This window comes from Nocardia sp. NPDC058633 (assembly GCF_042717045.1).
Taxonomy (GTDB): domain Bacteria; phylum Actinomycetota; class Actinomycetes; order Mycobacteriales; family Mycobacteriaceae; genus Nocardia.
In genome coordinates, this window is sequence record NZ_JBHXRA010000002.1 from 266,011 (window position 1) to 291,258 (window position 25,248).

Here is a 25,248-nt window from a genome sequence, read left to right on the forward strand (position 1 = left end):
GAGCCGGCGGCTGCCACCGACGAGACCCCGTCGGCACCGCCATCGGCACGGTGTCGGTGCTTCGGGGCACAATCACCGGGTGACCGCTGACGAGAGCACCCGTGGACCCCTGTTGATCCTCGACGGCGCCAGCCTCTGGTTCCGCGCCTACTACGCGATTCCCGACAAACTCCGGGGGGCCGACGGACGCTCGGTGAACGCGGTGCGCGGGTTCACCGACATGGTGGCCTCGCTGGTCACCAAGCATCGCCCGAGCAGGCTCGTCGTCGGGCTCGACCTCGATTGGCGGCCGCCGTTCCGCGTGGCCCTCGTGCCCTCCTACAAGGCCCATCGGCTCGACACCAGCACCGCGGCCGCACCCGGCGCGGAAGAGGTGCCCGACACCCTCACCCCGCAGGTCGAGATGATCCTCGAGGTGCTGGCCGCGGCGGGCATCGCCACCGGCGGCGCGGAGGGTCTCGAGGCCGACGATGTGCTCGGCACCCTCGCGAGCACCGAACGCGTCGATCCGGTCGTCGTCGTCAGCGGCGACCGCGACCTGTTGCAGTTGGTCCGCGACGAGCCCGGCCCACCGGTTCGGGTGCTCTACGTCGGTCGCGGCCTGGCCAAGGCCGAACTGTTCGGGCCCGCGGAGCTCTCGGCGAAATACGGTGTGCCCGAACAGAACGCGGGACCGGCCTACGCCGACATGGCGACGCTGCGCGGCGACGCCTCCGACGGCCTGCCCGGCGTGGCGGGCATCGGCGACAAATCCGCCGCCCAGCTGATCACCAAGTTCGGCTCGCTCGACGCGCTCATGGCCGCCGTCGCCGATCCGAGTTCCGATATCGCCAAGGGTGTGCGCGCGAAACTCGTTGCCGCGCAGGAATATCTGGAAGTGGCCGCGCCGGTCGTGCGAGTCGTCCGCGACGCCGATGTCGTCCTGTCCCGCCCGGACATCCTGCCCGCCACCCCGGCCGACCCCGACCGGTTGCTCGCCTTGGCTGCCGCCTACAACGCCGAGAGCCCGATCACCCGCCTGGTCACCGCACTCACCGCGGCACACGCCGACTGACCCGCCGCGGCGAGATCTCGGCAAGGCATCGTTGATCAGGTCCGCGACACCGGAAACGACACCGGGCCGCCCGCGTACTCGCGGACGGCCCGGAAAACGTAGTGCGAACGCCTAGTTCGGGCGGCCGACCTCGTAGGTGCCGTCTTCCTTGGTGATCTTGACGGTGACCTTCTTCGCCTCGCCACTGACCTTCAGGTCGCAGGTGAAGGTCGCCTCGACCTCCACGGCCTGACCGGAGGGGCAGCTGACGTCGGAGACGTCGGCGATGTCGTAGGACTCCTTCAACACGCGCGCGACACCGTCCTGCACGGCCACGTTGTCGAGTTCGTCCGAGGAGAACACCACCAGGAGCAAGCCGACGACCGCGGCGACCACGAGCACGCCCGCTGCGACGAGGCCGATGATCAGGCCCTTGCCCTTACCACCGGAGGACTGCTGCGGCTGCTGGCCCCACGGCTGCTGCGGCCCGGACTGCTGCCCCCACTGCTGCTGCGGCGCCGGCTGCTGGCCCCACGGCTGCGCGTTGGCGGCCTGGTTGTTCCAGTCCTGCGGCGGCGGCTGGGTCTGGCCCCACTGCTGCTGCGGCCCGGTCGGTTGCTGCGGCTGCTGACCCCACGGCTGCTGCGGCTGCTGGGGTTGTTGTCCCCACTGCTGCGGAGGCTGCTGTGCGTTCGGGTCCCCCCACTGCTGGGTGGGCTGGGCGCCCTGAGGCGGCGGCTGTTGCGCACCACCCCAGTGCTGGGTGGGACCGGCGCCACCGGCCCCCTGCTGACCCCCCCAGTGCTGGGTGGGATCGTTGTTCCCCTCCCCGGGGTTGTTCGGTCCGTAAGGGCCGCTCATCCACTCGCCTCCACTCGCATTATTAGTCCATACGGTAGCCCCCCGCGCCGGGCCTGCCGCATTCGCACGACATCCGCCTCACGGTCGGTACGCGAAGAAATCAAATCACAGACGTCGCGACTACGCGGCGTCCACCGCGACGACACCCCGCCGCACCGCACGCACCGCCTTGGCCGCGGTGGACGCGACCTCGGGGTCGTCGGCGGTGTTGCGGATCTGATCGAGCAGGTCGATCACCTGCCTGCACCACCGCACGAAATCGCCCGCCGACATCGTCGTGCCCTGGTCGCCGCTGGCCAGCAACGCCTCGGCCAACGCGTCGCCGCGCGCCCACTTGTACACCCCGGTGACGAATCCCAGGTCGGGTTCGCGGGTAGGCGGAAGTTTGTGCCGCGCCTCGTCGGAGCGCAGGTCCGACCACACGTCGATGGTGGCCGCGATCGCCCGGCGGATCGGATCGGTGGGCCCCGCCGGTGTCAGCAGACCGGTCTCCTGCCGCGATTCGTAGACCAGCGTCGACACCACCGCGGCGAGCTCGGCCGGACCGAGCCCGCGCCACAGGCCCTGACGCAACGCCTCGGCGACCACCAGATCGCTTTCGGCATAGATCCGGGCCAGCCGCCTGCCGTCGGCGGTGACCTCCCCGTGGGCGACGAAACCGCGCTCCTCCAGCAGCCCGACGATCCGATCGAAGGTACGCGCCAGCGAATTCGTGGTCGCGGCAACCTTCTGGCGCATCGTCTCGGTCTCGCGGGCGAGGCGCGAATACCGCTCGCCGGTCCGGCTCAGTTGTTCCCGGTCGGGACGGTCGTGTGCGGGATGGGAGCGCAGACTGCGCCGCAGCGTCGAGAGTTGGCGATCCTCGCCGCCGCGAACACGGTCGTTGCGCTTACCTCGGCGCGGCGCCGAGATGCCGGTTCCGCGCAGCGCCGAGGCCAGGTCGCGGCGGATGCGGGCGGTCCGATGGTCGACACGGCGCGGCAGGTCCATGCGCCCGAGTGCTTCGGCGGGCTCGGGGAAATCGGCCGCCGAGACCCGTCCGGCCCAGTGGTCCTCGGTCAACACCAGTGGACGCGGGTCGCCGGGCGTCTGATCGGGTTCCAGGATCACCGCGAGCCCCGAACGCTTACCCACCGGGATGGCCACCACGTCACCGCGGCGCAAACCGATCAGCGCCTTCACCGCGGCACCACGCCGGTCGGCCCGGCCCTGCTGCTGGATATCGCGCTCACGCTGCTTGATCCGATCACGCAGCGACAGGTACTCCATGAAGTCGCCACCGACGCCACCGAGCTGACTCTCCAACTTGCGCAGCGCGCCCTCGTTGCGTTCGATGCCACGGACCAGCCCCACGACCGACCGGTCGGCCTGGAACTGGGCGAACGACCTTTCGAGCAGCGTTCGGGCCTCCTGAGCGCCCATCCGGTCGATCAGGTTGATCGACATGTTGTAGCCCGGCCGGAACGAGCTGCGCAGCGGGTAGGTGCGGGTGGAGGCGAGGCCGGCGACCGCGCTGGTGTCCACCTCGGGCTGCCACAGCACCACCGCGTGGCCCTCGACATCGATGCCGCGCCTGCCCGCACGACCGGTGAGCTGGGTGTACTCGCCGGGAGTCAGCTCGGCGTGGGTTTCACCGTTGAACTTCACCAGGCGCTCGAGCACCACCGTGCGAGCGGGCATATTGATGCCGAGCGCCAAGGTCTCGGTGGCGAACACCGCGCGCACCAGGCCTTTGACGAACAGCTCTTCGACGGTGTGCCGGAACGCGGGCAGCATGCCGGCGTGATGGGAGGCCAGGCCACGGTGCAGCGCCTCGCGCCATTCCCAGTAACCGAGGACCTCGAGATCACCCTTGGGCAGATCACCGGTGTGCTTTTCGATGATCTCGTCGATCTGCTCGGTCTCGCCGGGACGGCTCAGATCCAGGCGTGCGCGCAGGCACTGGGCCAGCGCGCCGTCGCAGCCCGCGCGGCTGAAGATGAACGTGATCGCGGGCAGCAGGTTTTCCTCGTCGAGGCGAGCGAGCACGTCCGGTCGCGGCAGCGGACGGAAGTTGCCGCCGCGCCCACCGCGCCCGCGCGGACCGCCGTATCCGTGCATCCGGTCGGCGCTCTCGCGCTGGCGGATGAAGCGGACGAGGTCTTCGTCGACCACGACCTTGTGGTCGCTGGATTTGTTGTCGAACAGGTCGAACATCCGCCGACCGACCATCACGTGCTGCCACAGCGGCACCGGCCTGGTCTCGTCGACCACCACCGCGGTGTCGCCGCGCACGGTTTCCATCCACGCGCCGAACTCCTCGGCATTGGACACCGTCGCCGACAGGCTCACCAGACGCACGTCCGGCGACAGGTGCAGGATCACTTCCTCCCATACCGCGCCGCGGAACCGGTCGGCCAGGTAGTGCACCTCGTCCATCACGACGTAGGACAGCCCGTGCAACGAGTCCGAGGACGCGTAGAGCATGTTGCGCAGTACCTCGGTGGTCATCACGACCACCGGTGCGCCGGGGTTGATCGACTGGTCACCGGTGAGCAGGCCGACACTGTCGCGCCCGTAGCGGGCGGTCAGGTCGGCGAACTTCTGATTCGACAGTGCCTTGATCGGCGTGGTGTAGAAGCACTTTCCGCCCGAGGCCAGCGCCATGTGCACCGCGAACTCACCGACGATCGTCTTGCCCGCACCGGTGGGGGCGCACACGAGCACGCTGTGCCCGTCTTCCAATGCCGCGCACGCGGTGCGCTGGAAGGGGTCCAGTTCGAAGGAAATCTCGCCGGCGAATTTCGCCAGTTCGCTGGGCAGCCCCGGAGTGTCGGTCACCCCTCAGAGCGTATCGGAGTAGTCCGACACCGGGCGCGGGGTTTTCTCCGGCTCGCCCATCGGATCGGCCGGTGCCACCGGTTCCGGATTCTCCAGCGGAGACGCTTGCTCGTCGTCGAGCGGACCCCAGCCCGCCTTCGCCTCCCGGCGGGCCTTGCGCGCGTCGCTGAAACGCGAGAACTGCACCGCGAACTCGAACAGCACGGTCAACGCGATCGCCAGCGCCAGCATCGAGAACGGGTCCTGCGGTGTCACGATCGCGGCGAAGACGAACAGGCCGAAGATCATCCCGCGCCGCCACGCCTTGAGCTTGACGTAGGGCAGCACCCCCACCAGATTCAGCCCGATGATGATCAACGGCGTCTCGAAACTCACGCCGAAGATGATCAGCAGTTGGATGATGAACCCGAAGTACTGGTTACCGCTGAGCGCGGTGATCTGGACGTTGTCGCCGATCGTCATCAGGAACGACAACGCGTGCGAGACCACCAGGTAGGCCAGGATGGCGCCGGTCACGAACAGCACCGAGCCGGTCACCACGAAACCGACGGCGAGCTTGCGTTCCTTCGCGTACAGGCCGGGGGTGATGAACGCCCACAGCTGATACAGCCAGAACGGGGTGGCGATCACGACGCCGGCGGTGAGCCCGACCTTCAACCGGAGCATGAACTGGTCGAAGGGCCCGGTGGCGAGCAATCGGCACGCGCCGTCGGGGCTCAGGCTGGCCCGCGACGATTCGGGCAGCGCGCAGTAGGGGCCACGCAAGATCTCGCCGAGGCTCTCCAGCCCGAAGAGGGTGTGCGCGTACCAGAAGAAGCCGATCAGCGTGGTCACCGCGATCGCGGCCAGCGCGAGCAGCAGTCGAGTGCGCAGTTCCTGCAGGTGCTCGACCAACGACATGGTGCCGTCGGGATTCGTCCTGCGCTTGGTGCGCCGGGGATCGAACGGAATGCGCATGGTGGGTGGTGGCCTCTAACCCTCGGTACGGCGGATGCTCGGCGACAACTTTTGACGAGACAGCACTTCGCCCCGGAGCGGTCGCTACCGCCCCGGGGTGATGGCCGAGGTCAGAGGGTTTTGTGGCCCTGCTGCGTTTCGACGATCGGGGTCTGCGCCTGCGTCGCCGACGCGGACAACTGCTGCGGCGGCGCGGGGGTGGCCGGGGTGGCCGACGCCGGTGCGTCCGATGTCGAGGATTCCGCCTGCATCTGCCCGACCTCGCTCTTGAAGATGCGCAGCGAGCGGCCCAGACCGCGTGCCGCGTCGGGAAGCCGCTTCGCGCCGAAGAGCAGAACGAACAGCAACGCGATGATCAGCAGGTGCGTCCAGCTGAACGTGCCCATTATCAGATACCTCCAAAGACTGTGGTGACTACCGATGCTACCCGGGACCGGACCCGGATGAACGGCCAGCCGCAGCGGTGTTCGCCACGCGTTCAATCCGCGACGGCGGCCGCCGCCCCGGTCAGCACCGCGAGTAACCGGCTTCCGGTGAACCGCGCGGTGTCGCCGGATTCGGCGATTCTGATCAGCTCCGTCAGCCGCCGGTTCACCGGCGTCGGGTGCCCGACCATCTCGCCCAGGCGCACGATTTCCCCACACAACCACGCGATTTCGGTGCGCCGGCCCAGCGCGAGATCATCGGCCATCGACGAGCGGGCGAGCGGATCGATGGCGAGCACCCGGCCGAACACCCGCCGGAAGACCGCGTCGGGAACTCGCAGCAAATGCACCATCAACTCGGGCGGAACGGGGGTGAGCTGGGCGGGCCGAATTCGCGCAGTGTTCATCACGGCGAGGGCTTCGGACTGGGTCAACGCGAGGCAACGGCGATAGTCACGCTCGGCGAGTTCTTCGCGCAGCGGCCTGCCCGACAGCGCGTTGATCGGGTTGTTCAAATTGAGCAGCAGTTTGGCCCACTGCACCGGACGGAGGTCGCGGTGGCGGCGCAGTGGCAGGCCCGCGGCGCGGAAACGGTCGGCGAAGCGGTCGACGACCTGGTCGTCCTGGATCGCGAGGTCCCCGCCGCTGGCGCGGTGGAAACACCCGTGACCGCGATGCACCACGTTGAACATCACCATCCCCGCCAGGACGATGCTGGTCGGCAGGATCTCTTTGATCACCGAGTCGTTGCCGATGCCGTTCTGCAGGCTCACGACCGGGGTGCCGGCGCGCAATCGGCCCGCGACGGCCCGAACCGCGGTGGCAGTGGCCGCCGATTTCACGGTGACCAGGACCAGGTCGGCCAATTCGGGCTCGTCGGGTTCGAGTGCCAGACCGAACCGGTCGGGTGCTACCTCGGTCGAGCCGCCGTCCAGATCGGTCAGGCGCAGGCCGTGTTCGGCGATGTCGTCGAGGATCCGCTGACGGCCGACGAAGATCACTTCCATGCCCGCGGCGGCCAGGTGTCCGCCGATGAAAACCCCGACGCTGCCCGCGCCGAGGACCAGTACTCGCTGACTCACGCGGGTTCGGTCTCCCCTATCAGTCCGGCGGCCGCGTAGGCGGCCAGGGCGGCGTCGGCGCGCGTGCGTACGGCCGCCACCAGTTCCGGTGGTCCCAGCACGGTGACGCCGGTGCCGAAGCCGAGCAGCAGCCGGGCCATCCAGTCCGGCGAGGCGAAGCGCATGCCCGCCTCGATGCTGCCGTCGGCGCGCGATTCGATGCGGTGCATGGGGTACTGGTCGAGCACCCACACGTAGTCGGCGCGGATGCGCAGGCGCGCCAGCGGCACGTCGGGGTCGTCCTGGAACAGGTCGAGCGCGGCCGCGTCGGCGGCGGCGTGGCTCGGCGGCCGGGCCGGTTCGTCGAGTTCGGTCGCGTCCTCGATCCGGTCGAACCGGAACAGCCGCACGCCTTCGGCCTGCCTGCACCAGGCCTGCAGGTAGCTGTTGTTGTCGACCAGCACCACGCGAATCGGGTCGACGATGCGTTCGGACACTTCGTCTCGGCTGGCCGAGTAGTAGACCAGGCGCAGGGCCCGCGCGTCGGCGAGCGCGGCGCGCACGGTCGAGACCACCGGCTTCTCGAGGGGAACCTCGACCGGTCTGCCGGTGACGACGGCGTCGGTGCTGGCGATCGCCGATTCGATCTTGGCGATGGCGGCGTGCGCGGCGGTTGGGTCGACCATGCCCGGCATCTCCACGATCGAGCGCAGGGCCACCAGCAGTGCGGTGGCCTCGGTGGAGGTCAGCCGCAGCGGCCGTTCGATGCCTGCCGAGAAGGTGACCTCGATGCTCTCCTCGGAGAACGAGAGGTCGATCAGATCACCGGGACCGTAGCCCGGCAATCCACACATCCACAGCTGATTGAGGTCGCTCATCAGCTGTTTGGTGGTGACACCCAGTTCGGCGGCGGCCTCGGCCGCGCTGATACCCGGGTGCGCGAGTAAGTACGGCACCATGTTCAGCAGGCGCGAAAGGCGTAGGGACAGACGCGAACTCACGACGTGACCTCCGTGTGGTCGAGTACCGACCGTAGCCGGTCCATCACGTCGGCGCGCAGTTGCGGCGGTTCGAGTACGAGGACGTCGGGTCCGAGCCCGGTGATCAACCGAGCTACCCAGTCGCGGGATCGAACCGGTAGCTCGAGCACCGAGCCGGGGCGACCACCCAGATCGCGGGTGTCGACCTCGGTGCCGATGCGGCGCAGTTCGCGACCGCGACCCTTGGCGACCCAGACGGTGGCCGATCCGGTGACGGGAGCGTCCCCGGTGACCCGGTCGACGATCGCGCGCAGGTCGGTGTGCGCGGGCTTGTGGACCGCGTCGACCGGACCGTAGGGGCGCACCTGTCCGCCGATCCGCGACAACCGGAACGTCCGGACGGCGTCGCGTTCGCGGTCGTGGCCGACGAGATACCAGCGCCCGTGCCTGGTCACCACACCCCACGGTTCGACATCGCGGGTCACGAACGGATCGGTGACCGCGCTGTGGTGGCCGAAGCGCACCGCCTGCCCCGCGTCGATCGCGGCCAGCAGTTCGCGCAGCACCGGCTCCGACCCTCGGGTGCGGGCGGGCACCGCGGGCACCGATACCCCCACGTTGTCGGTTTCGACAGTGACCCCGGCCGCGCGCAGCTTCAGCAGCGCGCCCTCGGCCGCGCCCGCCAGTTCCGGGGATGCCCACATCTGCACGGCGACGGCGACCGCCGCGGCTTCTTCGCTCGACAGATCGATATCGGGCAGTTCGTAGGCGTCCCGGTTGATCCGGTACCCCTCGAGTGTCGAGAACCTCCCCACCGGACCGACTTCCAAAGGGATGCCCAGATCGCGCAATTCGTTCTTGTCGCGCTCGAACATCCGGCTGAACGCCTCGTCGGTCGCGGAGTCCTCGTAACCGGCCACGCTGGCGCGAATACGTTCCGCGCTCAGGAACTGCCTGGTCGACAGCAGCGCGATGACCAAATTCATCAGCCGCTCGACCTTGGATATCGCCACTCGATAGAGGGTAATGGTCGCCACCCCTGCCCCGCGCGTCGGCGCACAGTTGCACCGCGGCCCGGCGAGGATGAGACCTACCCACCGAAAGGACCTCGATGCTCGTCGCCTTCTCCGTAGCGCCCAGCGGATCCGCCCACCACGACGGCTCGGTCGGCGAAGCGGTCGCCGCGGCCGTGCGCGTGGTCCGCGCGTCCGGTCTGCCGAACCGCACCGACGCGATGTTCACCACGATCGAGGGCGAATGGGACGAGGTGATGGCGGTGATCAAGGCCGCCACCGACGCCATCCTCGTCGCCGCGCCCCGCTGCAGCCTCGTCCTGAAGGCCGATATCCGACCCGGCGTCACCGACGCACTCGACAGCAAGGTCGCCACCGTCGAGCGATATCTCGCCGACGGCTAGTCGGCCCGATCGCGAGTTCGTGCCTGTTGGGCGGACACGCCCGACGCCGACGGATGCGAGAATACGAGGGTGGAACTCCGCCGGGCATGTCGTGGCGCGGGCATCGGCGTGGTGGCGATCAGCGAGCACGCCGGGCGAGCTCGGCCGCACCGGGCTGTGCCCGCGCTGTCCGCCCGGCTGGTTTTCAGCCTCGGGGCGCCGATCGAGGTCGACTACGACGGCCGGACCCGCCATGCCACGGCCGTGGTGGCCGGTTTGATGAGACCGGGGGTCGCCACGCCCGTCACCACTCTGCTGCCGCGACAGCCGACTGCCTATGTCGAGTTGTCGCCGGCGGCGCTGCGACGGTTGAGCGGAATGCCGCTGAGCGAGGTGGACGCGGGCGGAGTGCACGCCGACGCTGTTCTGCCATGGATGGGCTCGCTGTGCGAGGAGTTGACGAACCGTCCGGTCGAGCAGCGCGAGGCCGTCCTGCGGCTGCGGCTGCTCGAGCGGCTGTCGCGGGCCGATCACCGCACGGCGGTCGACGACGCCCTGCGCACGCTGGAACTGATCAGAGCCGGTCGTGGGACCGCTTCGGTCGAGGATCTGGCGCACCGGGCGCACCTGAGCCCCCGCCGTCTTCGCGAGGTGATGCGCCGGTCACTGGGGATCACCCCGAAGTTCGCCTCTCGGGTGGCCCGCTTGGAGTCCGCCGTAGGTCGGGTCGGCACGGGCGCGGCCTCCTGGGCCCAGGTCGCCGCGGAGTCTGGCTACCACGACCAGAGCCACCTCGTGCACGACTTCCGCGACCTCATGAACACCACGCCGACCGAGTGGCTCGCGGAAGAGGGCCGAAATCTACAAGGCCGACGGCCCACCGCCGTCCGACCATGAGGGCATGAACAGCCAACTGGTTCCCAAGCTGCTGGTCGCCGACGCGGACGCGGCGATCTCCTTCTACACCCAGGCGCTCGGCGCCGAGGTGACCCTTCGAGTCGCCGATGACGACGGCGTGGTGAACCATGCCGAACTCACCGTCGACTCCGTCGTGTTCGCTGTGGCACAGAGCGTCGAGGACTGGGGCTGGACCGATCCCCGATCAGTGGGCGGCTCGCCCGTCCTGCTCGTCCTCACCGTCGCGGACCCCGACGCGACGGCCCGCCGGATGGTGCAGTTCGGCGCCGAGGTCGTTATCCCCGTCGACAATCGTCCCTACGGCAAGCGACAGGGTCGGGTCGAGGACCCGTTCGGCCACCTCTGGGTCCTCAGCGGAGAGCTCCGACAGCTCACGTGATCCGCCGTGGCGAACGCGGGGTGCGCTCGCCGCGGCGGGAGTTCACAGCAGGCAGCGGGCGATGGAGTCGGCCACACACGCCGGTCTGTCGGCGTTTTCGAGTTCCACGGTGACGTGGCGGTGGATTTGGACACCGCCGGGCACCTCGGTGACCTCGGTCAGGGTGAGGTGCGCTCGAATGCGGCTGTCGACCGGAACGGGAGTGAGGAACCGAACTCGGTCGAGGCCGTAGTTGATCCCTGCCTTCGCGGCGCTGACACTCATGATCTGCTGGGTCATCGGCACGATCAGCGACAGCGTGAGGAAGCCGTGGGCGATGGTGGCGCCGTAGGGCCCGTCGGCGGCGCGCTGGGCATCGAGGTGGATCCACTGGTGGTCGCCGGTGGCCTCGGCGAACAGGTCGATACGACGCTGGTCGATGGTGACCCAGTCGCTGGGACCGAGTTCGGTTCCGATCGCGGCGCGCAAGGCGTCGACATCGGCGAAATCCGTGGTCATGCCGCTCCTCCGAAACGTTGGCGCAGTTCGCGTTTGAGAACCTTGTGGGTGGGGCCGAGGGGTAGCTCGGTGACGAACTCGACGCGGCGCGGGTACTTGTACTTCGCGACCTGCAGCTTGGCGAAGTCGATCACCTCCTGCGCGGTCACCGCACCGTCGGGCACCACGACCGCCACGATCTCCTCACCGTAATGCGGGTCGGGCACGCCGATCACGGCGACCTGCGCGATGTGCGGGTGCCGGATCAGGGCCGCTTCGACCTCGGTCGGATAGACGTTGAATCCGCCGCGCAGGATCATCTCCTTGATCCGGTCGACGATGCGCACCCGGCCGGTCTTGTCGCGGGTTCCGAGGTCGCCGGTGCGGAACCAGCCGTCGACCACCGCGGCCGCGGTCGCCTCCGGCCTGCCGGTGTAGCCGCTGAACACGTTGTGCCCACGCACTACCACCTCCCCGACGTCACCGATCGGCAGCAGTTCGATGCGGTCGGCGATCGCGGGATCGGCGATCTCCACGTCGACACCCCACACCGGATGCCCCACGGTGCCCGCCTCGGTACCGAAGCACGGCTGGTTCACCGCCGCGGTCGGCGAGGTCTCCGACAGGCCGTACCCCTCGAGCACCGGTGCGTGGAAGATCCGCTCGAATTCCTCGAGCACGGCGACGGGCAGCGCGGCGCCGCCGCTGACGCACAGTTTCAGCTCGGGCATGGCCGGCGCCGAAGCCGCCGCCTCGATCAGCGACAGATACATCGTGGGCACACCGTGGAACAGGTTGACCCGCTCGGCCGCCATCAGCGAAATGGCGGCGGCGGCATCGAATCTCGGCATCAGCACCAGGGTGCCGCCGACTCGCCAGTGCGAATTCATCGACACCGTCTGCCCGAACACATGGAACAGCGGCAGCGCGCCGAGGGCGATGTCGTCGCGGTGGATCTCGTTGGCGTCGAAGGTGTTCACCGTCGCGCACATCACCATGTTGAGGTGGCTCAGCTCGGCGCCCTTGGGTGTGCCGGTGGTGCCGCTGGTGTAGAAGACGACCGCGGTATCGAGGGGGCCACGGGAGACGAAGTTCGAGATCGCCTCGCCGACAAGATCCTGCGGCGCCACGACGTCGATGCCCGCGCTGCTCGCGGCTTCGGCGCCCGTGGCCGCGACCATCGGATGGCAGATCAGCAGTGAGGCACCGCTGTCGCGCAGCACGTACTCCATTTCCGGCGAGGTGAGCAGAAGATGCACGGGCACCACGGTCGCGCCCGCCGCCAGGATCGCGAAATAGGCGCGCGGGAAGTCGACGGTGTTCGGACACAGCAGCCCAACCCGGTCACCGGGTTTCACGCCACGCGCGATCAGGGCACCGGCTTGCTCGCGGGCCTGCAGCCACAGATCGGCGAAGGTGACGCGGGTGTCGCCCTCGATCAGTGCGAGGTGATTGGGTCGGCGGCGGGCGGGTTCGGCGAGAATGCTGGCCAGGGAGAGGGTGGCGTTCACGGGTGGTTCCTAACGACAGCGATGGCGAGAAGCGGGGGCGGCCACCGCGGGGAGCGGGGGCGTGGATGCGGTGATCACCAGCGGCGATCACCGCACCGTTCAGCGGTGGAGGTGGACGGCGAGACCTTGGCCGACACCGACACACAGGGTCGCGATCCCATGGCGGGCATCGCGTTCGGCGAGTTCGAGCGCGACGGTGAGCGCCAGCCGCGCACCGCTGGCACCGAGCGGATGACCGAGCGCGATCGCACCACCGTTGGGGTTCACGTGATCAGCATCGTCGGGCAGGCCGAGCCCGCGCAGAACCGCGAGCGCCTGCGCGGCGAAGGCCTCGTTGAGCTCGAGCACATCGATTTCGTCGATGCCCAAACCGGTTCGAGCGAGCAGTTTTTCGACGGCCGGGACCGGACCGATGCCCATGGTCCGCGGTGCTACGCCCGCCGCCGACACCGCCCCGACTCGCGCGAGCGGTGTGAGACCGTACCGGCGAACGGCATCCTCGGAAGCCAGCAGCAGCGCCGCGGCGCCGTCGTTGATCCCCGAGGAATTTCCCGCGGTGATCGAGCCACCGGGTACCACCGCCCGCAATGCGGCGAGCGCGTGCGCGCTGGTCTCGCGCGGATGCTCGTCTTGATCGACGAGTACCGGTTCGCCACGACGCTGCGGCACGGGGACCGCGGTGATCTCGCGAGCCAGCCTGCCCCGGGCGATCGCCGCCGCGGCCCGCTGCTGCGAGCGCACGGCGAACGCGTCCTGATCGGCGCGCGTGATCGCGTACTCGTCGGCGATGTTCTGCGCGGTCTCGGGCATCGTGTCGGTGCCGTACCGTTCGCGCATCCGCGGATTCACGAACCGCCAGCCGATCGTGGTGTCGGCGAGCTGAGCCGACCGATCCCAGGGTGCACCGCTTTTCGGCAGAACATAGGGCGATCTGGTCATCGATTCCACACCACCGGCGATCACCAGGTCCGCGTCACCGGCCCGGATCGCCCTGGCCGCGTAACCCACCGCGTCCAGACCCGAAGCGCACAGCCGGTTGACCGTCACACCGGGCACAGTCACCGGCAGGCCCGCCAGCAGTGCGGCCATCCGCGCGACATTGCGATTGTCCTCACCGGCCTGGTTGACACAACCGAGCACCACATCGTCGACCGCGTCGAAATCCACGCCAGGAAGCCGTTCGACCAGGGCGGAAATCGCGTGCGCGGCAAGGTCATCGGGACGCACCCCGGCCAGTGCGCCCCCGTACCGGCCGAACGGCGTTCGCACACCGTCGACCAGATACGCGGTGCCCGTCACAAGCCCATGTCCTTGGCGATGATCATCTTCATCACCTCACTGGTGCCGCCGTAGATCCGGTTCACCCGGTTGTCGGCGTAGAGGCGAGCCACCGGGTACTCGTTGATGTAGCCGTAGCCACCGTGCAGTTGCAGGCAGCGGTCGATCACGCGCGAGGCCACCTCGGAACAGAACAGTTTGGCCGAGGCCGCGTCGGCGGGGGTGAGCTCATCGCGGTCGAGGGCCTCCAGGGCCCGGTCGACGACGGCCTCGGCCGCGTCGACCTCGGCCTGGCAGGCGGCCAGTTCGAACTTGGTGTTCTGGAACTGCGCGACCGGCTGACCGAAAACGGTGCGGCCCCTGGTGTATTCGAGGGTGAACCGGATCGCCGCCTTGGCCTGGGCGTAGGCGCCGAGGGCGATCGAGAGCCGTTCCTGCGGCAGATTCTGGCCCAGGTAACTGAAGCCCTTGTGCGCCTCGCCCAGCAGATCCGACACCGGAACCTCGACGTCGGTGAAAGACAACTCCGCGGTGTCGGACACCTTCAGACCCAGCTTGTCGAGCTTGCGGCCCACCGCGTATCCCGGCGACTTCGTATCGACGACGAGCAGCGAGATCCCGTGGCGGCGATCGGTGTCCGATGCCGGGGCGGTGCGCGCGCAGACGATCACCCGGTCGGCGTGCACACCACCGGTGATGAAAGTCTTCGAGCCGTTGAGCACATAGTGCGTACCGTCCTCGGACAGCTGCGCGGTGGTACGCATTCCGGCGAGGTCGGAGCCGGTGCCCGGCTCGGTCATCGCGATCGCGAACATGATCTCGCCCGAGACGAACCCCGGCAGCCAACGCTGCTTCTGCTCGTCGGTCGCGAGGTTCTTCAGGTACGGCAGGCACAGCCCGACGTGCACGCCCGAGCCACCGAAAGACACTCCGGCGCGGGTGGTTTCCTCCACCAGGATCGCCTGGAACTTGAACGATTCGATGCCGGCGCCGCCGAATTCCTCGGGCACCTCGATCCCGAACACGCCCAGGTCGGCCAGCTTGCTGTAGAACTCGCGCGGCACGATGCCCGCCTCGTACCACTGGTCGTAGACCGGCGAGACCTGCGACTCGATGAACGCGCGCGCGGTCTTGCGGAATGCTTCGTGCTCTTCGTTGAAAACTGTTCTCTGCATGATGTTTCTCCGAAATCTAGAGACGGCGTCCGCCGTCGACGTACACGGTCTGTCCGGTGACGAATCCGGCATTGTCGGAGGCCAGAAACGCGACAACATTCGCGATATCGGCCGGCACGCCGACCCGCCGCAGCGGGGTGATCTCGGCGGTTTTCGCCTGCAGCTCCTCGGCGCTCACGCCCATCCGGGCCGCGGTGGCCGCGGTCATCTCGGTGGCGATGAATCCGGGGGCGACGGCGTTGACGCGAATCCCGAACGGGCCCAGTTCCATGGCGAGGGTGCGGGTCAGGCCCTGGATGCCTGCTTTGGCCGCCGCGTAGTTGGCCTGGCCACGATTGCCGAGCGCCGAGACGCTCGAGGTGTTGACGATGGCGCCGCCACCGTTGTCCACCATGTGCTTCTGCGCGGCCTTGCTGCACAGGAACGCACCACGCAGGTGCACCGCCATCACCAGATCCCAGTCCTCGACCGACATCTTGAACAGCAGGTTGTCGCGCAGCACGCCCGCGTTGTTCACGAGCACATCGAGCGAGCCGAGGCCGGCCACGGTGCGGGCGACGGCATCGGCCACCTGCGCCTCGTCGGCGACGTCGCAGCCGAGGCCGATCGCGGTGCCGCCCGCCGCGGTGATCTTCTCGGCGGTCGAGGCCGCGGCGTCGGCGTCGAGATCGACGACGGCCACGGCGAATCCGTCGTCGGCCAGGCGGGCCGCGGTCGCCGCGCCGATACCGCGGGCCGCCCCGGTGACGAAGGCTGTTCTCTGGGACATGGGTCGTACTCCTGTGTCAGACAATGGCGTTCACGCCGGTGAGGGCGCGCCCGATGAGCAGTTTCTGGATCTGGCTGGTGCCCTCGTAGAGGGTCAGCACGCGCGCGTCGCGCAGGTACTTGGCCACGGGGTATTCGTCGATGTAGCCGTAGCCGCCGAACACCTGGATCGCGTTGTTGGCCGCGGAGACCGCGGCTTCGGAGGCGAACAGCTTCGCCATCGACGCGGCGGTACCGAACGCTTCCCCGCGGTCGGCGAGATCGGCGGCGCGCCAGGCGAGCAGGCGCGCGGCGTCGGTTTCGACGGCGATATCGGAGAGAAGTTCCTGGACCAGCTGGTAGCCGGCGATCGGCTTGCCGAACTGCTCCCGCTCACCGGCGTAGCGCACGGCGGCTTCGAGGCAGGCCCTGGCCACACCGACGCACCCGGACGCGACGCCGATGCGCCCCTTGTCCAGGGCCGACATCGCGATACGGAAGCCCTGCCCCTCCGAACCCAGGCGCAGCGCGTCGGGCACCCGAACGCCGTCGAGGACGATTTCGGCGGTGGCCTGGCCGCGCAGCCCGAGCTTGCCCTTGATCTCGGTCCGGCCCAAGCCCGGTGCGTCGGTGGGCACCACGAACGCGGTGACGCCCTTGGGGCCCGGCCCGCCGGTCCGCGCGAACACCAGCGCGTGATCGGCCCAGGTGCCGTTGGTGATGAAGATCTTGGTGCCCGACAGGACCCAGTCCGATCCGTCACGGGTCGCGCGGGTGTCCAGGTTCGCCGCGTCGGAGCCGGTCCCGGGCTCGGTCAGCGCGAAACAACCGACCAGCGAACCGGCGCAGATCCCCGGCAGCAACTGCCGCTTCTGCTCCTCGGTGCCGTACGCGGCGATCGACTTGCCGAACAGGCCGAGGGAGACCGACACGATGCCGCGCACCGCACTGTCACCGCGGCCGAGCTCTTCGAGCAGCAGGCAGTAGTCGAAGGTGTCGCCGCCCGAGCCCCCGTACTCCTCGGCGATCCCGATGCCGAGGAAGCCGAGCGCGCCGAGTTTGCCGACGATCGCCGGATCCACCGATTCGTCGCGATCCCATTGTGCGGCGTAGGGCACGACTTCCTTGTCCACCCATGCGCGGGCGAGGTCGCGCAGGTCGGACTGCGCGGGGGTGAGCTGGAAATCCACGGAACCACTCCTGAACCAAACGGCGTTAGGTTTACCCGGGCACCGTATCCTAACGCCGTTCGGTTAATCAAGGGGTGGTTTCGGCATCGGTGATACCGTTCGATTCCCGACCAGAGATTGGAGTGCCGCATGGCGAGGCCGCGCGTACCGCTGTTGAGTCGTGAGCGCATTCGCGACGCCGCGCTGGTCCTGATCGACCGCGACGGGCTCGCCGAGGTCTCCATGCGCAAGCTGGGCGCCGAACTCGGCGTGCAGGCCGCCTCGCTCTACGGCCACTATCCGAACAAGGACGACCTGTTCGACGACATCGCCACCGGCATCATGACCCTGGTCGACACCTCGGCCTTCGACACCATGAGCTGGGATCGCGCCCTCGCGGACTGGGCCCGCAGCTATCGCACCGCGCTGGCCACCCACCCGAATTTCGTGCCGTACCTGGCCACCGGCCCCGGCCGACGAGCCGAGAACCTCCGCGCCGCCGACGCCGTGCACGGCGGCCTGGTGGGTGCGGGCTGGCCACCGCGCTACGCCACCATGATCGGCGCCGCCACCCGCTACCTGGTCATGGGTTCGACGGTGGGCTCGTTCGCCGGCGGCTTCGCCGATGATGTCCAGGTCTACCGCGACCGCTACCCACACCTGAACCAGGCGCACCTGCTCCGCGCGATCGCCGACGAAATCGACGACGACAGCTTCGAATTGGCGCTCACCGCCTTCATCGCAGGCCTGAGCGCCACCTACGCCACGGTCGTCACCCCGGACTGAGCCGCCCCACACACAACAGAACCGGTGGCGCCTACGCGATCGCTCCCATGCGCCACCGGTTCCGTCGTCGGTCCCCCCGTCTGAGGGGTTCGCCTACATCGAGGCGATCAGCCGGTCGACCCGTTCGTCGACCGATCGGAACGGATCCTTGCACAGCACCGTGCGCTGGGCCTGATCGTTGAGCTTGAGGTGCACCCAGTCGACGGTGAAATCGCGGCCGGCTTCCTGAGCGGCGGTGATGAAGTCCCCACGCAGCTTGGCGCGGGTGGTCTGCGGCGGGGTGTCCACGGCGGCGTCGACCGCGTCGTCCTCGGTGATCCGCTTGGCCAGACCCTTGCGCTGGAGCAGGTCGAAGACCCCGCGACCGCGCTTGATGTCGTGGTAGGCCAGATCCAGCTGGGCGATCTTGGGATCCGACATCTCCATGCTGTAGCGGTCCTGGTAGCGCTGGAACAGCTTGCGCTTGATCACCCAGTCGATCTCGGTGTCGACCTTGGCGAAGTCCTGCGCCTCGACCGCGTCGAGGGTGCGGCCCCACAGGTCCACCACCGCGTCGACCTGCGGATCACGGTCGCGGTTGCGCAGGTGCTCGACGGCGCGGGCGTAGTACTCGCGCTGGATTTCCAGCGCGCTGGCCTGGCGTCCACCGGCCAGGCGGACGGGACGACGACCGGTGAGATCGTGGCTGACCTCGCGAATGGCCCGTATCGGGTTGTCGAGCGCGAAATCGCGGAACGACACCCCCGCCTCGATCATCTCCAGCACCAGCGAGGCGGTACCCACCTTGAGCATGGTGGTCGGCTCGGCCATGTTGGAGTCGCCCACGATCACATGCAGGCGCCGGTACTTCTCGGCGTCGGCGTGTGGCTCGTCGCGGGTATTGATGATCGGGCGCGAGCGGGTGGTCGCCGAGGAGACGCCCTCCCAGATGTGCTCGGCGCGCTGCGACAGGCAGAACGTGGCGGCCTTGGGCGTCTGCAGCACCTTGCCCGCGCCGCAGATGAGCTGGCGGGTGACCAGGAACGGGAGCAGCACATCGGAGATCCGGGAGAACTCGCCTGCCCGGACCACGAGGAAGTTCTCGTGGCAGCCGTAGGAGTTGCCCGCGGAGTCGGTGTTGTTCTTGAACAGGTAGATGTCGCCGCCGATGCCTTCTTCGGCGAGGCGCTGTTCGGCGTCTATGAGCAGGTCTTCCAGTACCCGCTCGCCCGCCCGGTCGTGGGTGACCAACTGCACCAGGCTGTCGCATTCGGCGGTGGCGTACTCGGGATGCGATCCGACGTCGAGGTACAACCTGGCACCGTTGCGAAGGAAGACATTGGAGCTACGGCCCCAGGACACGACCCGGCGGAACAAGTACCGGGCTACCTCGTCGGGGGACAGCCGACGGTGACCGTGGAAGGTGCATGTCACACCGAACTCGGTCTCGATCCCCATGATTCGTCGCTGCACCCTTTCGACACTACAGCCATGACCAGTGCCCGCGCGGCGCTCCTGACATCCCATTCGCATACGTGTTCACAACGATTCGAACAGCGAACGACCTCCGCGCACACGACGAGATCAGGCCTGTGAACCACGGTGGTTCACAGGCCCGATCATGATCGTGACGGCGGGTTATTCCCCCGCGCCGTCGTCGGGTTCGGGCAGCTTCGCCTCTTTCACCGCTTTCGGCTTCGACGCGGCGAGCGCGGACTCCAGAGCGGGGCCCTGCAGTCTGCGAAACGCCCGGCGCGGCCGTTGCTGTTCGAGCGTGGCCACCTCGAGGGAGGCCTCGCCGAGGGCGCGCTTGTCCTTGTCGGCCTCGGGCTGACCGGCCAGCAGTGCGCCGATCGCGACCTTCAGCGCGTCGTCCAAGGACAGACCCGGCTTGTAGGCGGCCTTGAGCTGGGTCAGGATCGGCTCGGTGGTACCGCCCATGACGACGTACTCGCGTTCGTCGACGATGGACCCGTCGAAGGTGATCCGGTACAGCACCGAGGTGGGTGACTGTTCCGGATAACCGACCTCGGCGACACACAGCTCCACCTCGTAGGGCTTGAGCTGATCGGTGAAGATCGAACCCAGGCTCTGCGCGTAGAGGTTGGCCAGCCCACGCCCGGTGACATCGCGCCGGTCGTACTGGTAACCCTTGAGGTCGGCCTGCAGGATGCCGCCGCGGCGCAGTGCCTCGAACTCGTTGTACTTGCCGACCGCGGCGAATCCGATGCGGTCGTAGAGCTCGCTCACCTTGTGCAACGTCGCGGAGGGGTTCTCCGCGACGAACAGCACACCGTCGGCGTACACCAGCACGATCACACTGCGACCGCGACCGATGCCCTTGCGGGCGAGCTCGGTCTTGTCGCGCATGATCTGCTCGGCCGAGGCGTAATACGGCAGCGTCATCGGACGGCGCCCCCTTCTTCCGCGGCTTCCCGGTCGGCGATCACGCCGCGGGCGATCTCGGCCAGACGATCCTCACCGATCTCTTCTGCACCGTCGGCGCCGATCACCACCGCTGTCGGGTAGATCCCGCGCAACATGTCGGGACCACCGGTGGCGGTATCGTCGTCGGCGGCGTCGAACAGCGACTCCACCGCGATTCGCAAGGCCCGGTCCTGGTCGATGCCACGCTGGTAGAGCTTCTTCAGCGACGACTTCGCGAACGTCGACCCGGATCCGACGGCGGTGTAGCCGAACCGCTCCTCGCTGCGCCCGCCGACCACGTCGTAGGACACGATGCGGCCGGAACGGTCGAGGTCGAGGATCTGATCGTCGAAACCGACCAGCAGCGGAATCGCGGCCAGCCCCTGCATGGCAGCGGGCAGGTTGTCGCGAACCATCTTCGACAGCTTGTTGGCTTTACCGTCGAAGGTGAGCGGCACGCCTTCGATCTTCTCGTAGTACTCCAGCTCCACAGCGAACAGCCGCACCATCTCGATCGCGATGCCCGCGGTGCCCGCGATACCCGCGGCCGAGAAGGTGTCGGTGATGTACACCTTCTCGGTGTCGCGGCTGGCGAGCAGGTTGCCCATGGTCGCCCTGCGGTCGCCCGCGATCAGCACGCCGCCACGGTAGGTGACCGCGACGATGGTGGTGCCGTGCGGCGCCAGGTCCTTCGTCGCGGTCAGATCCGAGACCGGAAACCTGTTGGCGGGCAACAGGTCCGGAGCGTGCATGCGCAGATGTTCGGTGAACGAGGAGAGAGCCCGCCCCGCGTGGAGGCGCAAGGGGTCACCTGAGGTCACTGGCCGCCCTTCTGCACATACGCCCGCACGAAGTCCTCGGCGTTCTCTTCGAGCACGTCATCGATCTCATCGAGCAAGTCGTCGGTTTCCTCCGCCAGCTTCTCGCGGCGTTCCTGCCCTGCCGCGTCGACGCCCTCGGGGCCCTCGTCCTCGTCGCCACCCCCGGCGCGCTTGGTCTGCTCTTGTGCCATGGCAGCCGACCTCCTCTTCCTCATCACGATGATCGTGTGTGTCCCACAACCCTACCGAGCCGATCCGACAAGGTGGTCGATAGCGATCGGATTGTCGCGCAGTCGAGCTGCGAATCGCGTCAGTGGGTGAGCTGTTCGACCAGTTCCGCGGCCGTGCGCGAAGCGTCGAGCAGCTTTCCGACGTGCGCTTTCGTACCCCGGCGCGGTTCCAGCGTCGGAATCCGCACCAGCGAATCACCACCGAGATCGAAGATCACCGAATCCCAACTGGCGGCGGCGATATCGGCACCGAACCGGCGCAGGCACTCACCGCGGAAGTAGGCGCGGGTATCGACGGGCGGGTTGGTCATCGCGTCGAGCACCTGCTGTTCGCTGACCAGCCGCTGCATCGACCCGCGGGCCACCAGGCGGTTGTAGAGACCCTTGTCCAGGCGCACATCGGAGTACTGCAGGTCCATCAGGTGCAGTTTGGGCGCGGCCCAGCCCAGGCCCTCACGGCTGCGCATGCCCTCGAGCAGGCGCAGTTTGGCGGGCCAGTCGAGCAGGTGCGCCGCGTCCATCGGGTCGCGCTCGAGCAGGTCGAGGACCATCGCCCATTTGTCGAGGATGTCGAGCACCCGCGGGTCCTCGTTGCCTTCGCGCTGGACGAATTTGGCGGCGCGTTCGTGGTAGAGCCGTTGCAGCGCAAGGCCGGTCAGCTCGCGGCCGTCGGCCAGCGCGACGCTGGCGCGCAGCGTCGGGTCGTGGCTGATCTGGTGCACGGCGGTGACCGGCCGGGCCAGCTGGAACTCCGAGAGGTCCTCGCCCCCTTCGATCATGTCGAGCACCAGCGCGGTCGTTCCGACCTTGAGGTAGGTCGACATCTCGGCGAGGTTCGCGTCACCGATGATCACGTGCAGCCGTCGGTACTTGTCGGCGTCGGCGTGCGGCTCGTCGCGGGTGTTGATGATGCCGCGCTTGAGCGTGGTCTCGAGGCCGACCTCGACCTCGATGTAGTCGGCACGCTGGGACAGCTGGAAACCGGCGTGGTCGCCCGACTGGCCGATGCCGACCCGGCCCGCGCCGCAGATCACCTGACGGGAGACGAAGAACGGGGTCAGTCCAGCGATGATGTGGCTGAACGGGGTGTCGCGGCTCATCAGGTAGTTCTCGTGGGTGCCGTAGGAGGCGCCCTTGCCGTCGACATTGTTCTTGTACAGCTGCAACCGTGGCGCGCCCGGCACGCTCGAGGCGTGCCGCGCGGCCGCCTCCATCACCCGCTCGCCCGCTTTGTCCCAGATGACCGCGTCGAGAGGGTCGACGACCTCGGGCGCGGAGTACTCCGGGTGCGCGTGGTCGACGTAGAGCCGGGCGCCGTTGGTGAGGATCATGTTCGCCGCGCCCACCTCGTCGGCGTCGATCACCGGGGCGGGTCCGCTCATCCGGCTCAGGTCGAATCCACGCGCGTCACGCAGCGGGGATTCCACCTCGTAGTCCCACCGGGTCCGCTTGGCTCGCGGCACTCCCGCGGCGGCGGCATAGGCGAGAACGGCCTGCGTGGAGGTGAGGATCGGGTTGGCCGTCGGCTCCGTGGGGGTCGAGATGCCGTATTCGACCTCGATTCCGATGATGCGCTGCATAGCGTCGAGCCTAATGGGTGCGGACGCGCAGCGGTCCCAAGTCGAGAGCGCACGGCCGGGGACGTCCCCCGAGAGGAGGACCCGGAAATGGTCCTCCTGAGCGATCCGGTGGGCAGGTCGACGCACTGATACTCGGTGCATGACCGATGCCGTCGCTCCCGCCACCGAAGCGCCCGCCGCGCCCCGGCCCGCTCGCCTGATCGCGCTGGACGTGCTGCGCGGCATCGCGATCTTGGGCACCCTCGGTACCAACATCTGGATCTTCACCAGTCCGGCAGGCATGATCGGCTACCTCGACGAGCTCGGCGCGACCCCGGAGAACGCCTGGATGTGGTCCGAACGGGTGCTCCAGCAGCTCGCGCAGGGCAAGTTCCTCGGGCTGCTGACCGTGATGTTCGGGATCGGGCTGGCCATCCAGCAGGCCTCGGCGCGGCGAGGTGGACGGCCGTGGCCCGGCAAGTACCCGTACCGGGCGGGACTGCTCTTCCTGGACGGCCTGCTGAACTTCCTGTTCGTCGCGGAGTTCGACGTACTGATGGGTTACGCGGTCACCGGCCTCGTGGTCGCCTATATCCTCGCGACGAGCGAACGAGCACAACACCGTTGGCTGATCATCGCCGCCGCGGTCCACGTGACGATGCTGACGTTGATCGCGGCCGCACTGGCGTTCGCGCCACAGCGGGAGGGCGCCGACCCGGCGCCGCTGGATCCGAATCCCTACGCGGACGGATCCTTCTGGGATCTGGTGCTGTTCCGGCTCGACCACGCGCTGATGTTCCGGCTCGAGGCTGTCTTCGTGTTCCCGATGTCGATCGCGCTGTTCCTGGTCGGTGTGCGACTGCTGCGCGCGGGCGTGTTCCTGCCCGAGGGCGCACGCATTCGCCGGTGGCTCATGGTGATCGGATTCGGGGTGGCCGCGCCGCTGGATCTGACGGTCGGCATCGTGGGCGGCGGGGATCTCCTGCTCTTCACGCGATACGGGACGGCACCGTTGTTCGCCCTGGGCATCCTGGCGGCGGTCGCCGAGTTCTACCTGCGCAGGTCTCGCGTCGGATTCGCCGGCGCACGCTTGAGCGAAGTCGGCCGCACCGCGCTCAGCTGCTACATCCTGCAGAACCTGATCGCCGGAATACTGTGCTATGGCTGGGGTTTCGGCCTGGCGGCGCGGGTCTCGGAGTCGGCGCGAGTGCCGTTCACCGTGGGCATCTACCTACTTGTCTGTGCCGCGATCATCGTCTTCGCACACCTGTGGTTGCGCCGTTTCGAGCGCGGGCCCGTCGAGTGGCTGTGGAATCGAACCTATCGCGCGGTGGCCGGTTGAGCGCAGTGGCCGGTTGAGCGCAGTGGCCGGTCGAGCACAGTGGCCGATCGAGTCAGCGCAGGCGCTCGGCGGGCGGCGGGGCCGCGTCCGGTGCGATGAGCAGGTCGGACACCAGCGAATCCCGTTGCAGCGGAACACCGAGACTGCGCGCGTTGCCCTCGAACAGCGACAGCACCGACTCGGTCAGAATGCCCTGCACCTGCTCGGTGGTGAGTACCGGCTCCGATTCCGCACGCCAACTCGCCACCACACCGTCGACGAGACCGACCATGCCGAAGGCCATCGGACGCCCGCGCGCCGGGTCGATACCGAACCTGGCCAGGGTGGCCGCGAAGATGTCGGCGAGCTGTCCGCCCACCGCGCGCCCGGCGCCGCTGAGGCTCGGCGCGCTCCCCTGCGGTGCGGCGTCACCGAGGAAGCGGTGCAGGTTGGGGTGGCGTTCGATCCAGCCGAGGTAGGTGCCGATCGCGCCGCGCACGGCGTCTTTGAGCGTGCCGTCGGACTGCAGAGCGGGCAACAGCTCCGCGAGCAACAGTTCCAGGATCCGCTGACGCGACAGCGCGTCGAGTTCGGCCCGGCCACCGACGTGGCGGTAGACCACCGGTCGGGGCAGCGCCAGATGCTCGGCGATCAGCTGCACCGAGATCTCGAGGCCGTGTTCCTCGATCACCTCGATGGCGGCGTCGATCATCTCCGCACGACGCCGCTCCTTGTGGCCGTGCCAGCGGGTGGCGCGACCGTCGCCGGCGTTCTGATCGGCGTGCGCGGATGGTGCAGTCACAGGGCCAACGATACCCGTGCCGATATTGACCGTGACATGGCGTTCCAGATATCTTGACGTTACTCGCCGTAACATTGAATGTCGCCCCGGTGACGCCGAGATCCGGGTCGCGACGTCGAACCTATCGCCTCCCCCC

Annotated in this window: 25 protein-coding genes; 6 read left to right on the top strand and 19 right to left on the bottom strand. The window is 68.3% G+C overall.

What is annotated here, in order from left to right; translation table 11 throughout:
• Positions 1-79 precede the first annotated feature (79 nt).
• Entirely contained in the window at positions 80-1,054 is a 975-nt protein-coding gene (locus tag ACFWUR_RS03355) for a 5'-3' exonuclease H3TH domain-containing protein (RefSeq protein ID WP_378901160.1), read from the top strand.
• Positions 1,055-1,165: 111 nt separating this feature from the next.
• Here the strand turns inward: ACFWUR_RS03355 and ACFWUR_RS03360 are convergent, their stop codons facing one another.
• The 7 genes from ACFWUR_RS03360 to ACFWUR_RS03390 all read right to left on the bottom strand — a co-directional run bounded on the left by ACFWUR_RS03360 (position 1,166) and on the right by ACFWUR_RS03390 (position 9,150).
• Positions 1,166-1,894, bottom strand: a complete 729-nt coding sequence (locus ACFWUR_RS03360) for a DUF4333 domain-containing protein (RefSeq protein WP_378901162.1) — start codon at positions 1,892-1,894, stop codon at positions 1,166-1,168.
• Between the two features lie 120 nt (positions 1,895-2,014).
• On the bottom strand, positions 2,015-4,714 hold the full coding sequence (locus ACFWUR_RS03365; RefSeq protein ID WP_378901164.1) for a DEAD/DEAH box helicase: 2,700 nt from the start codon (positions 4,712-4,714) through the stop codon (positions 2,015-2,017).
• A gap of 3 nt (positions 4,715-4,717) precedes the next feature.
• On the bottom strand, positions 4,718-5,671 hold the full coding sequence (tatC, locus tag ACFWUR_RS03370) for a twin-arginine translocase subunit TatC (protein WP_378901166.1): 954 nt from the start codon (positions 5,669-5,671) through the stop codon (positions 4,718-4,720).
• Between the two features lie 110 nt (positions 5,672-5,781).
• The gene (gene tatA, locus ACFWUR_RS03375; RefSeq protein WP_378901169.1) at positions 5,782-6,057 is read right to left on the bottom strand and encodes a Sec-independent protein translocase subunit TatA; all 276 of its coding nucleotides are present in this window, start codon (positions 6,055-6,057) and stop codon (positions 5,782-5,784) included.
• A gap of 92 nt (positions 6,058-6,149) precedes the next feature.
• The gene (locus ACFWUR_RS03380) at positions 6,150-7,178 is read right to left on the bottom strand and encodes a 2-dehydropantoate 2-reductase (protein ID WP_378901171.1); all 1,029 of its coding nucleotides are present in this window, start codon (positions 7,176-7,178) and stop codon (positions 6,150-6,152) included.
• Positions 7,175-8,158, bottom strand: a complete 984-nt coding sequence (locus ACFWUR_RS03385; protein WP_378901173.1) for a helix-turn-helix transcriptional regulator — start codon at positions 8,156-8,158, stop codon at positions 7,175-7,177. Before ACFWUR_RS03385 ends, ACFWUR_RS03380 begins: the two co-directional genes overlap by 4 nt.
• Complete coding sequence (locus ACFWUR_RS03390; RefSeq protein ID WP_378901176.1) at positions 8,155-9,150, bottom strand: helix-turn-helix transcriptional regulator; 996 nt, start codon at positions 9,148-9,150, stop codon at positions 8,155-8,157. The genes ACFWUR_RS03385 and ACFWUR_RS03390 overlap by 4 nt, the downstream gene beginning before the upstream one ends.
• A gap of 98 nt (positions 9,151-9,248) precedes the next feature.
• Between ACFWUR_RS03390 and ACFWUR_RS03395 the strand changes: the two genes are divergently transcribed.
• The 3 genes from ACFWUR_RS03395 to ACFWUR_RS03405 all read left to right on the top strand — a co-directional run bounded on the left by ACFWUR_RS03395 (position 9,249) and on the right by ACFWUR_RS03405 (position 10,830).
• Positions 9,249-9,554: an MTH1187 family thiamine-binding protein gene (locus tag ACFWUR_RS03395; RefSeq protein WP_378901179.1), complete on the top strand. Its 306-nt coding sequence runs from the start codon at positions 9,249-9,251 to the stop codon at positions 9,552-9,554.
• A gap of 69 nt (positions 9,555-9,623) precedes the next feature.
• Complete coding sequence (locus ACFWUR_RS03400; RefSeq protein WP_378901182.1) at positions 9,624-10,430, top strand: helix-turn-helix domain-containing protein; 807 nt, start codon at positions 9,624-9,626, stop codon at positions 10,428-10,430.
• A gap of 4 nt (positions 10,431-10,434) precedes the next feature.
• The gene (locus ACFWUR_RS03405) at positions 10,435-10,830 is read left to right on the top strand and encodes a VOC family protein (RefSeq protein ID WP_378901184.1); all 396 of its coding nucleotides are present in this window, start codon (positions 10,435-10,437) and stop codon (positions 10,828-10,830) included.
• Between the two features lie 42 nt (positions 10,831-10,872).
• On the opposite strand, the gene ACFWUR_RS03410 is transcribed toward ACFWUR_RS03405, so the two are convergent.
• From ACFWUR_RS03410 to ACFWUR_RS03435, 6 genes are all read right to left on the bottom strand, one after another.
• The gene (locus ACFWUR_RS03410; protein WP_378901186.1) at positions 10,873-11,328 is read right to left on the bottom strand and encodes a MaoC family dehydratase; all 456 of its coding nucleotides are present in this window, start codon (positions 11,326-11,328) and stop codon (positions 10,873-10,875) included.
• Complete coding sequence (locus ACFWUR_RS03415) at positions 11,325-12,818, bottom strand: long-chain fatty acid--CoA ligase (protein WP_378901189.1); 1,494 nt, start codon at positions 12,816-12,818, stop codon at positions 11,325-11,327. Before ACFWUR_RS03415 ends, ACFWUR_RS03410 begins: the two co-directional genes overlap by 4 nt.
• Positions 12,819-12,917: 99 nt before the next feature.
• Complete coding sequence (pcaF, locus tag ACFWUR_RS03420) at positions 12,918-14,117, bottom strand: 3-oxoadipyl-CoA thiolase (RefSeq protein ID WP_378901191.1); 1,200 nt, start codon at positions 14,115-14,117, stop codon at positions 12,918-12,920.
• Positions 14,114-15,271, bottom strand: a complete 1,158-nt coding sequence (locus ACFWUR_RS03425; RefSeq protein ID WP_378901194.1) for an acyl-CoA dehydrogenase family protein — start codon at positions 15,269-15,271, stop codon at positions 14,114-14,116. Before ACFWUR_RS03425 ends, pcaF begins: the two co-directional genes overlap by 4 nt.
• Before the next feature lie 16 nt (positions 15,272-15,287).
• Complete coding sequence (locus tag ACFWUR_RS03430) at positions 15,288-16,040, bottom strand: SDR family NAD(P)-dependent oxidoreductase (RefSeq protein ID WP_378901197.1); 753 nt, start codon at positions 16,038-16,040, stop codon at positions 15,288-15,290.
• A 16-nt stretch (positions 16,041-16,056) separates the two neighbouring features.
• Positions 16,057-17,208: an acyl-CoA dehydrogenase family protein gene (locus ACFWUR_RS03435; protein ID WP_378901200.1), complete on the bottom strand. Its 1,152-nt coding sequence runs from the start codon at positions 17,206-17,208 to the stop codon at positions 16,057-16,059.
• Positions 17,209-17,337: 129 nt separating this feature from the next.
• On the opposite strand from ACFWUR_RS03435, the gene ACFWUR_RS03440 reads away from it, so the two are divergent.
• A complete protein-coding gene (locus ACFWUR_RS03440) occupies positions 17,338-17,973 on the top strand; it encodes a TetR/AcrR family transcriptional regulator (RefSeq protein WP_378901203.1) in 636 nt (211 codons plus the stop codon).
• 93 nt (positions 17,974-18,066) lie between these two features.
• Here ACFWUR_RS03440 and pafA read toward each other — a convergent pair whose 3' ends face one another.
• From pafA to dop, 5 genes are all read right to left on the bottom strand, one after another.
• On the bottom strand, positions 18,067-19,425 hold the full coding sequence (gene pafA / locus ACFWUR_RS03445; RefSeq protein ID WP_194824832.1) for a Pup--protein ligase: 1,359 nt from the start codon (positions 19,423-19,425) through the stop codon (positions 18,067-18,069).
• Between the two features lie 165 nt (positions 19,426-19,590).
• Positions 19,591-20,358, bottom strand: a complete 768-nt coding sequence (gene prcA / locus ACFWUR_RS03450) for a proteasome subunit alpha (RefSeq protein ID WP_378901206.1) — start codon at positions 20,356-20,358, stop codon at positions 19,591-19,593.
• Positions 20,355-21,200: a proteasome subunit beta gene (gene prcB, locus ACFWUR_RS03455; RefSeq protein WP_378901208.1), complete on the bottom strand. Its 846-nt coding sequence runs from the start codon at positions 21,198-21,200 to the stop codon at positions 20,355-20,357. The genes prcA and prcB overlap by 4 nt, the downstream gene beginning before the upstream one ends.
• Positions 21,197-21,391 (bottom strand): ubiquitin-like protein Pup, encoded by a 195-nt coding sequence (locus ACFWUR_RS03460; RefSeq protein ID WP_019047503.1) that lies wholly within the window; start codon positions 21,389-21,391, stop codon positions 21,197-21,199. Before ACFWUR_RS03460 ends, prcB begins: the two co-directional genes overlap by 4 nt.
• A 119-nt stretch (positions 21,392-21,510) precedes the next feature.
• Entirely contained in the window at positions 21,511-23,010 is a 1,500-nt protein-coding gene (gene dop / locus ACFWUR_RS03465) for a depupylase/deamidase Dop (protein WP_378901210.1), read from the bottom strand.
• Positions 23,011-23,149: 139 nt separating this feature from the next.
• On the opposite strand from dop, the gene ACFWUR_RS03470 reads away from it, so the two are divergent.
• Positions 23,150-24,331, top strand: a complete 1,182-nt coding sequence (locus ACFWUR_RS03470) for a DUF418 domain-containing protein (protein ID WP_378901211.1) — start codon at positions 23,150-23,152, stop codon at positions 24,329-24,331.
• Positions 24,332-24,383: 52 nt separating this feature from the next.
• Here ACFWUR_RS03470 and ACFWUR_RS03475 read toward each other — a convergent pair whose 3' ends face one another.
• On the bottom strand, positions 24,384-25,112 hold the full coding sequence (locus tag ACFWUR_RS03475) for a TetR/AcrR family transcriptional regulator (protein WP_378901214.1): 729 nt from the start codon (positions 25,110-25,112) through the stop codon (positions 24,384-24,386).
• Between the last annotated feature and the right edge of the window lie 136 nt (positions 25,113-25,248).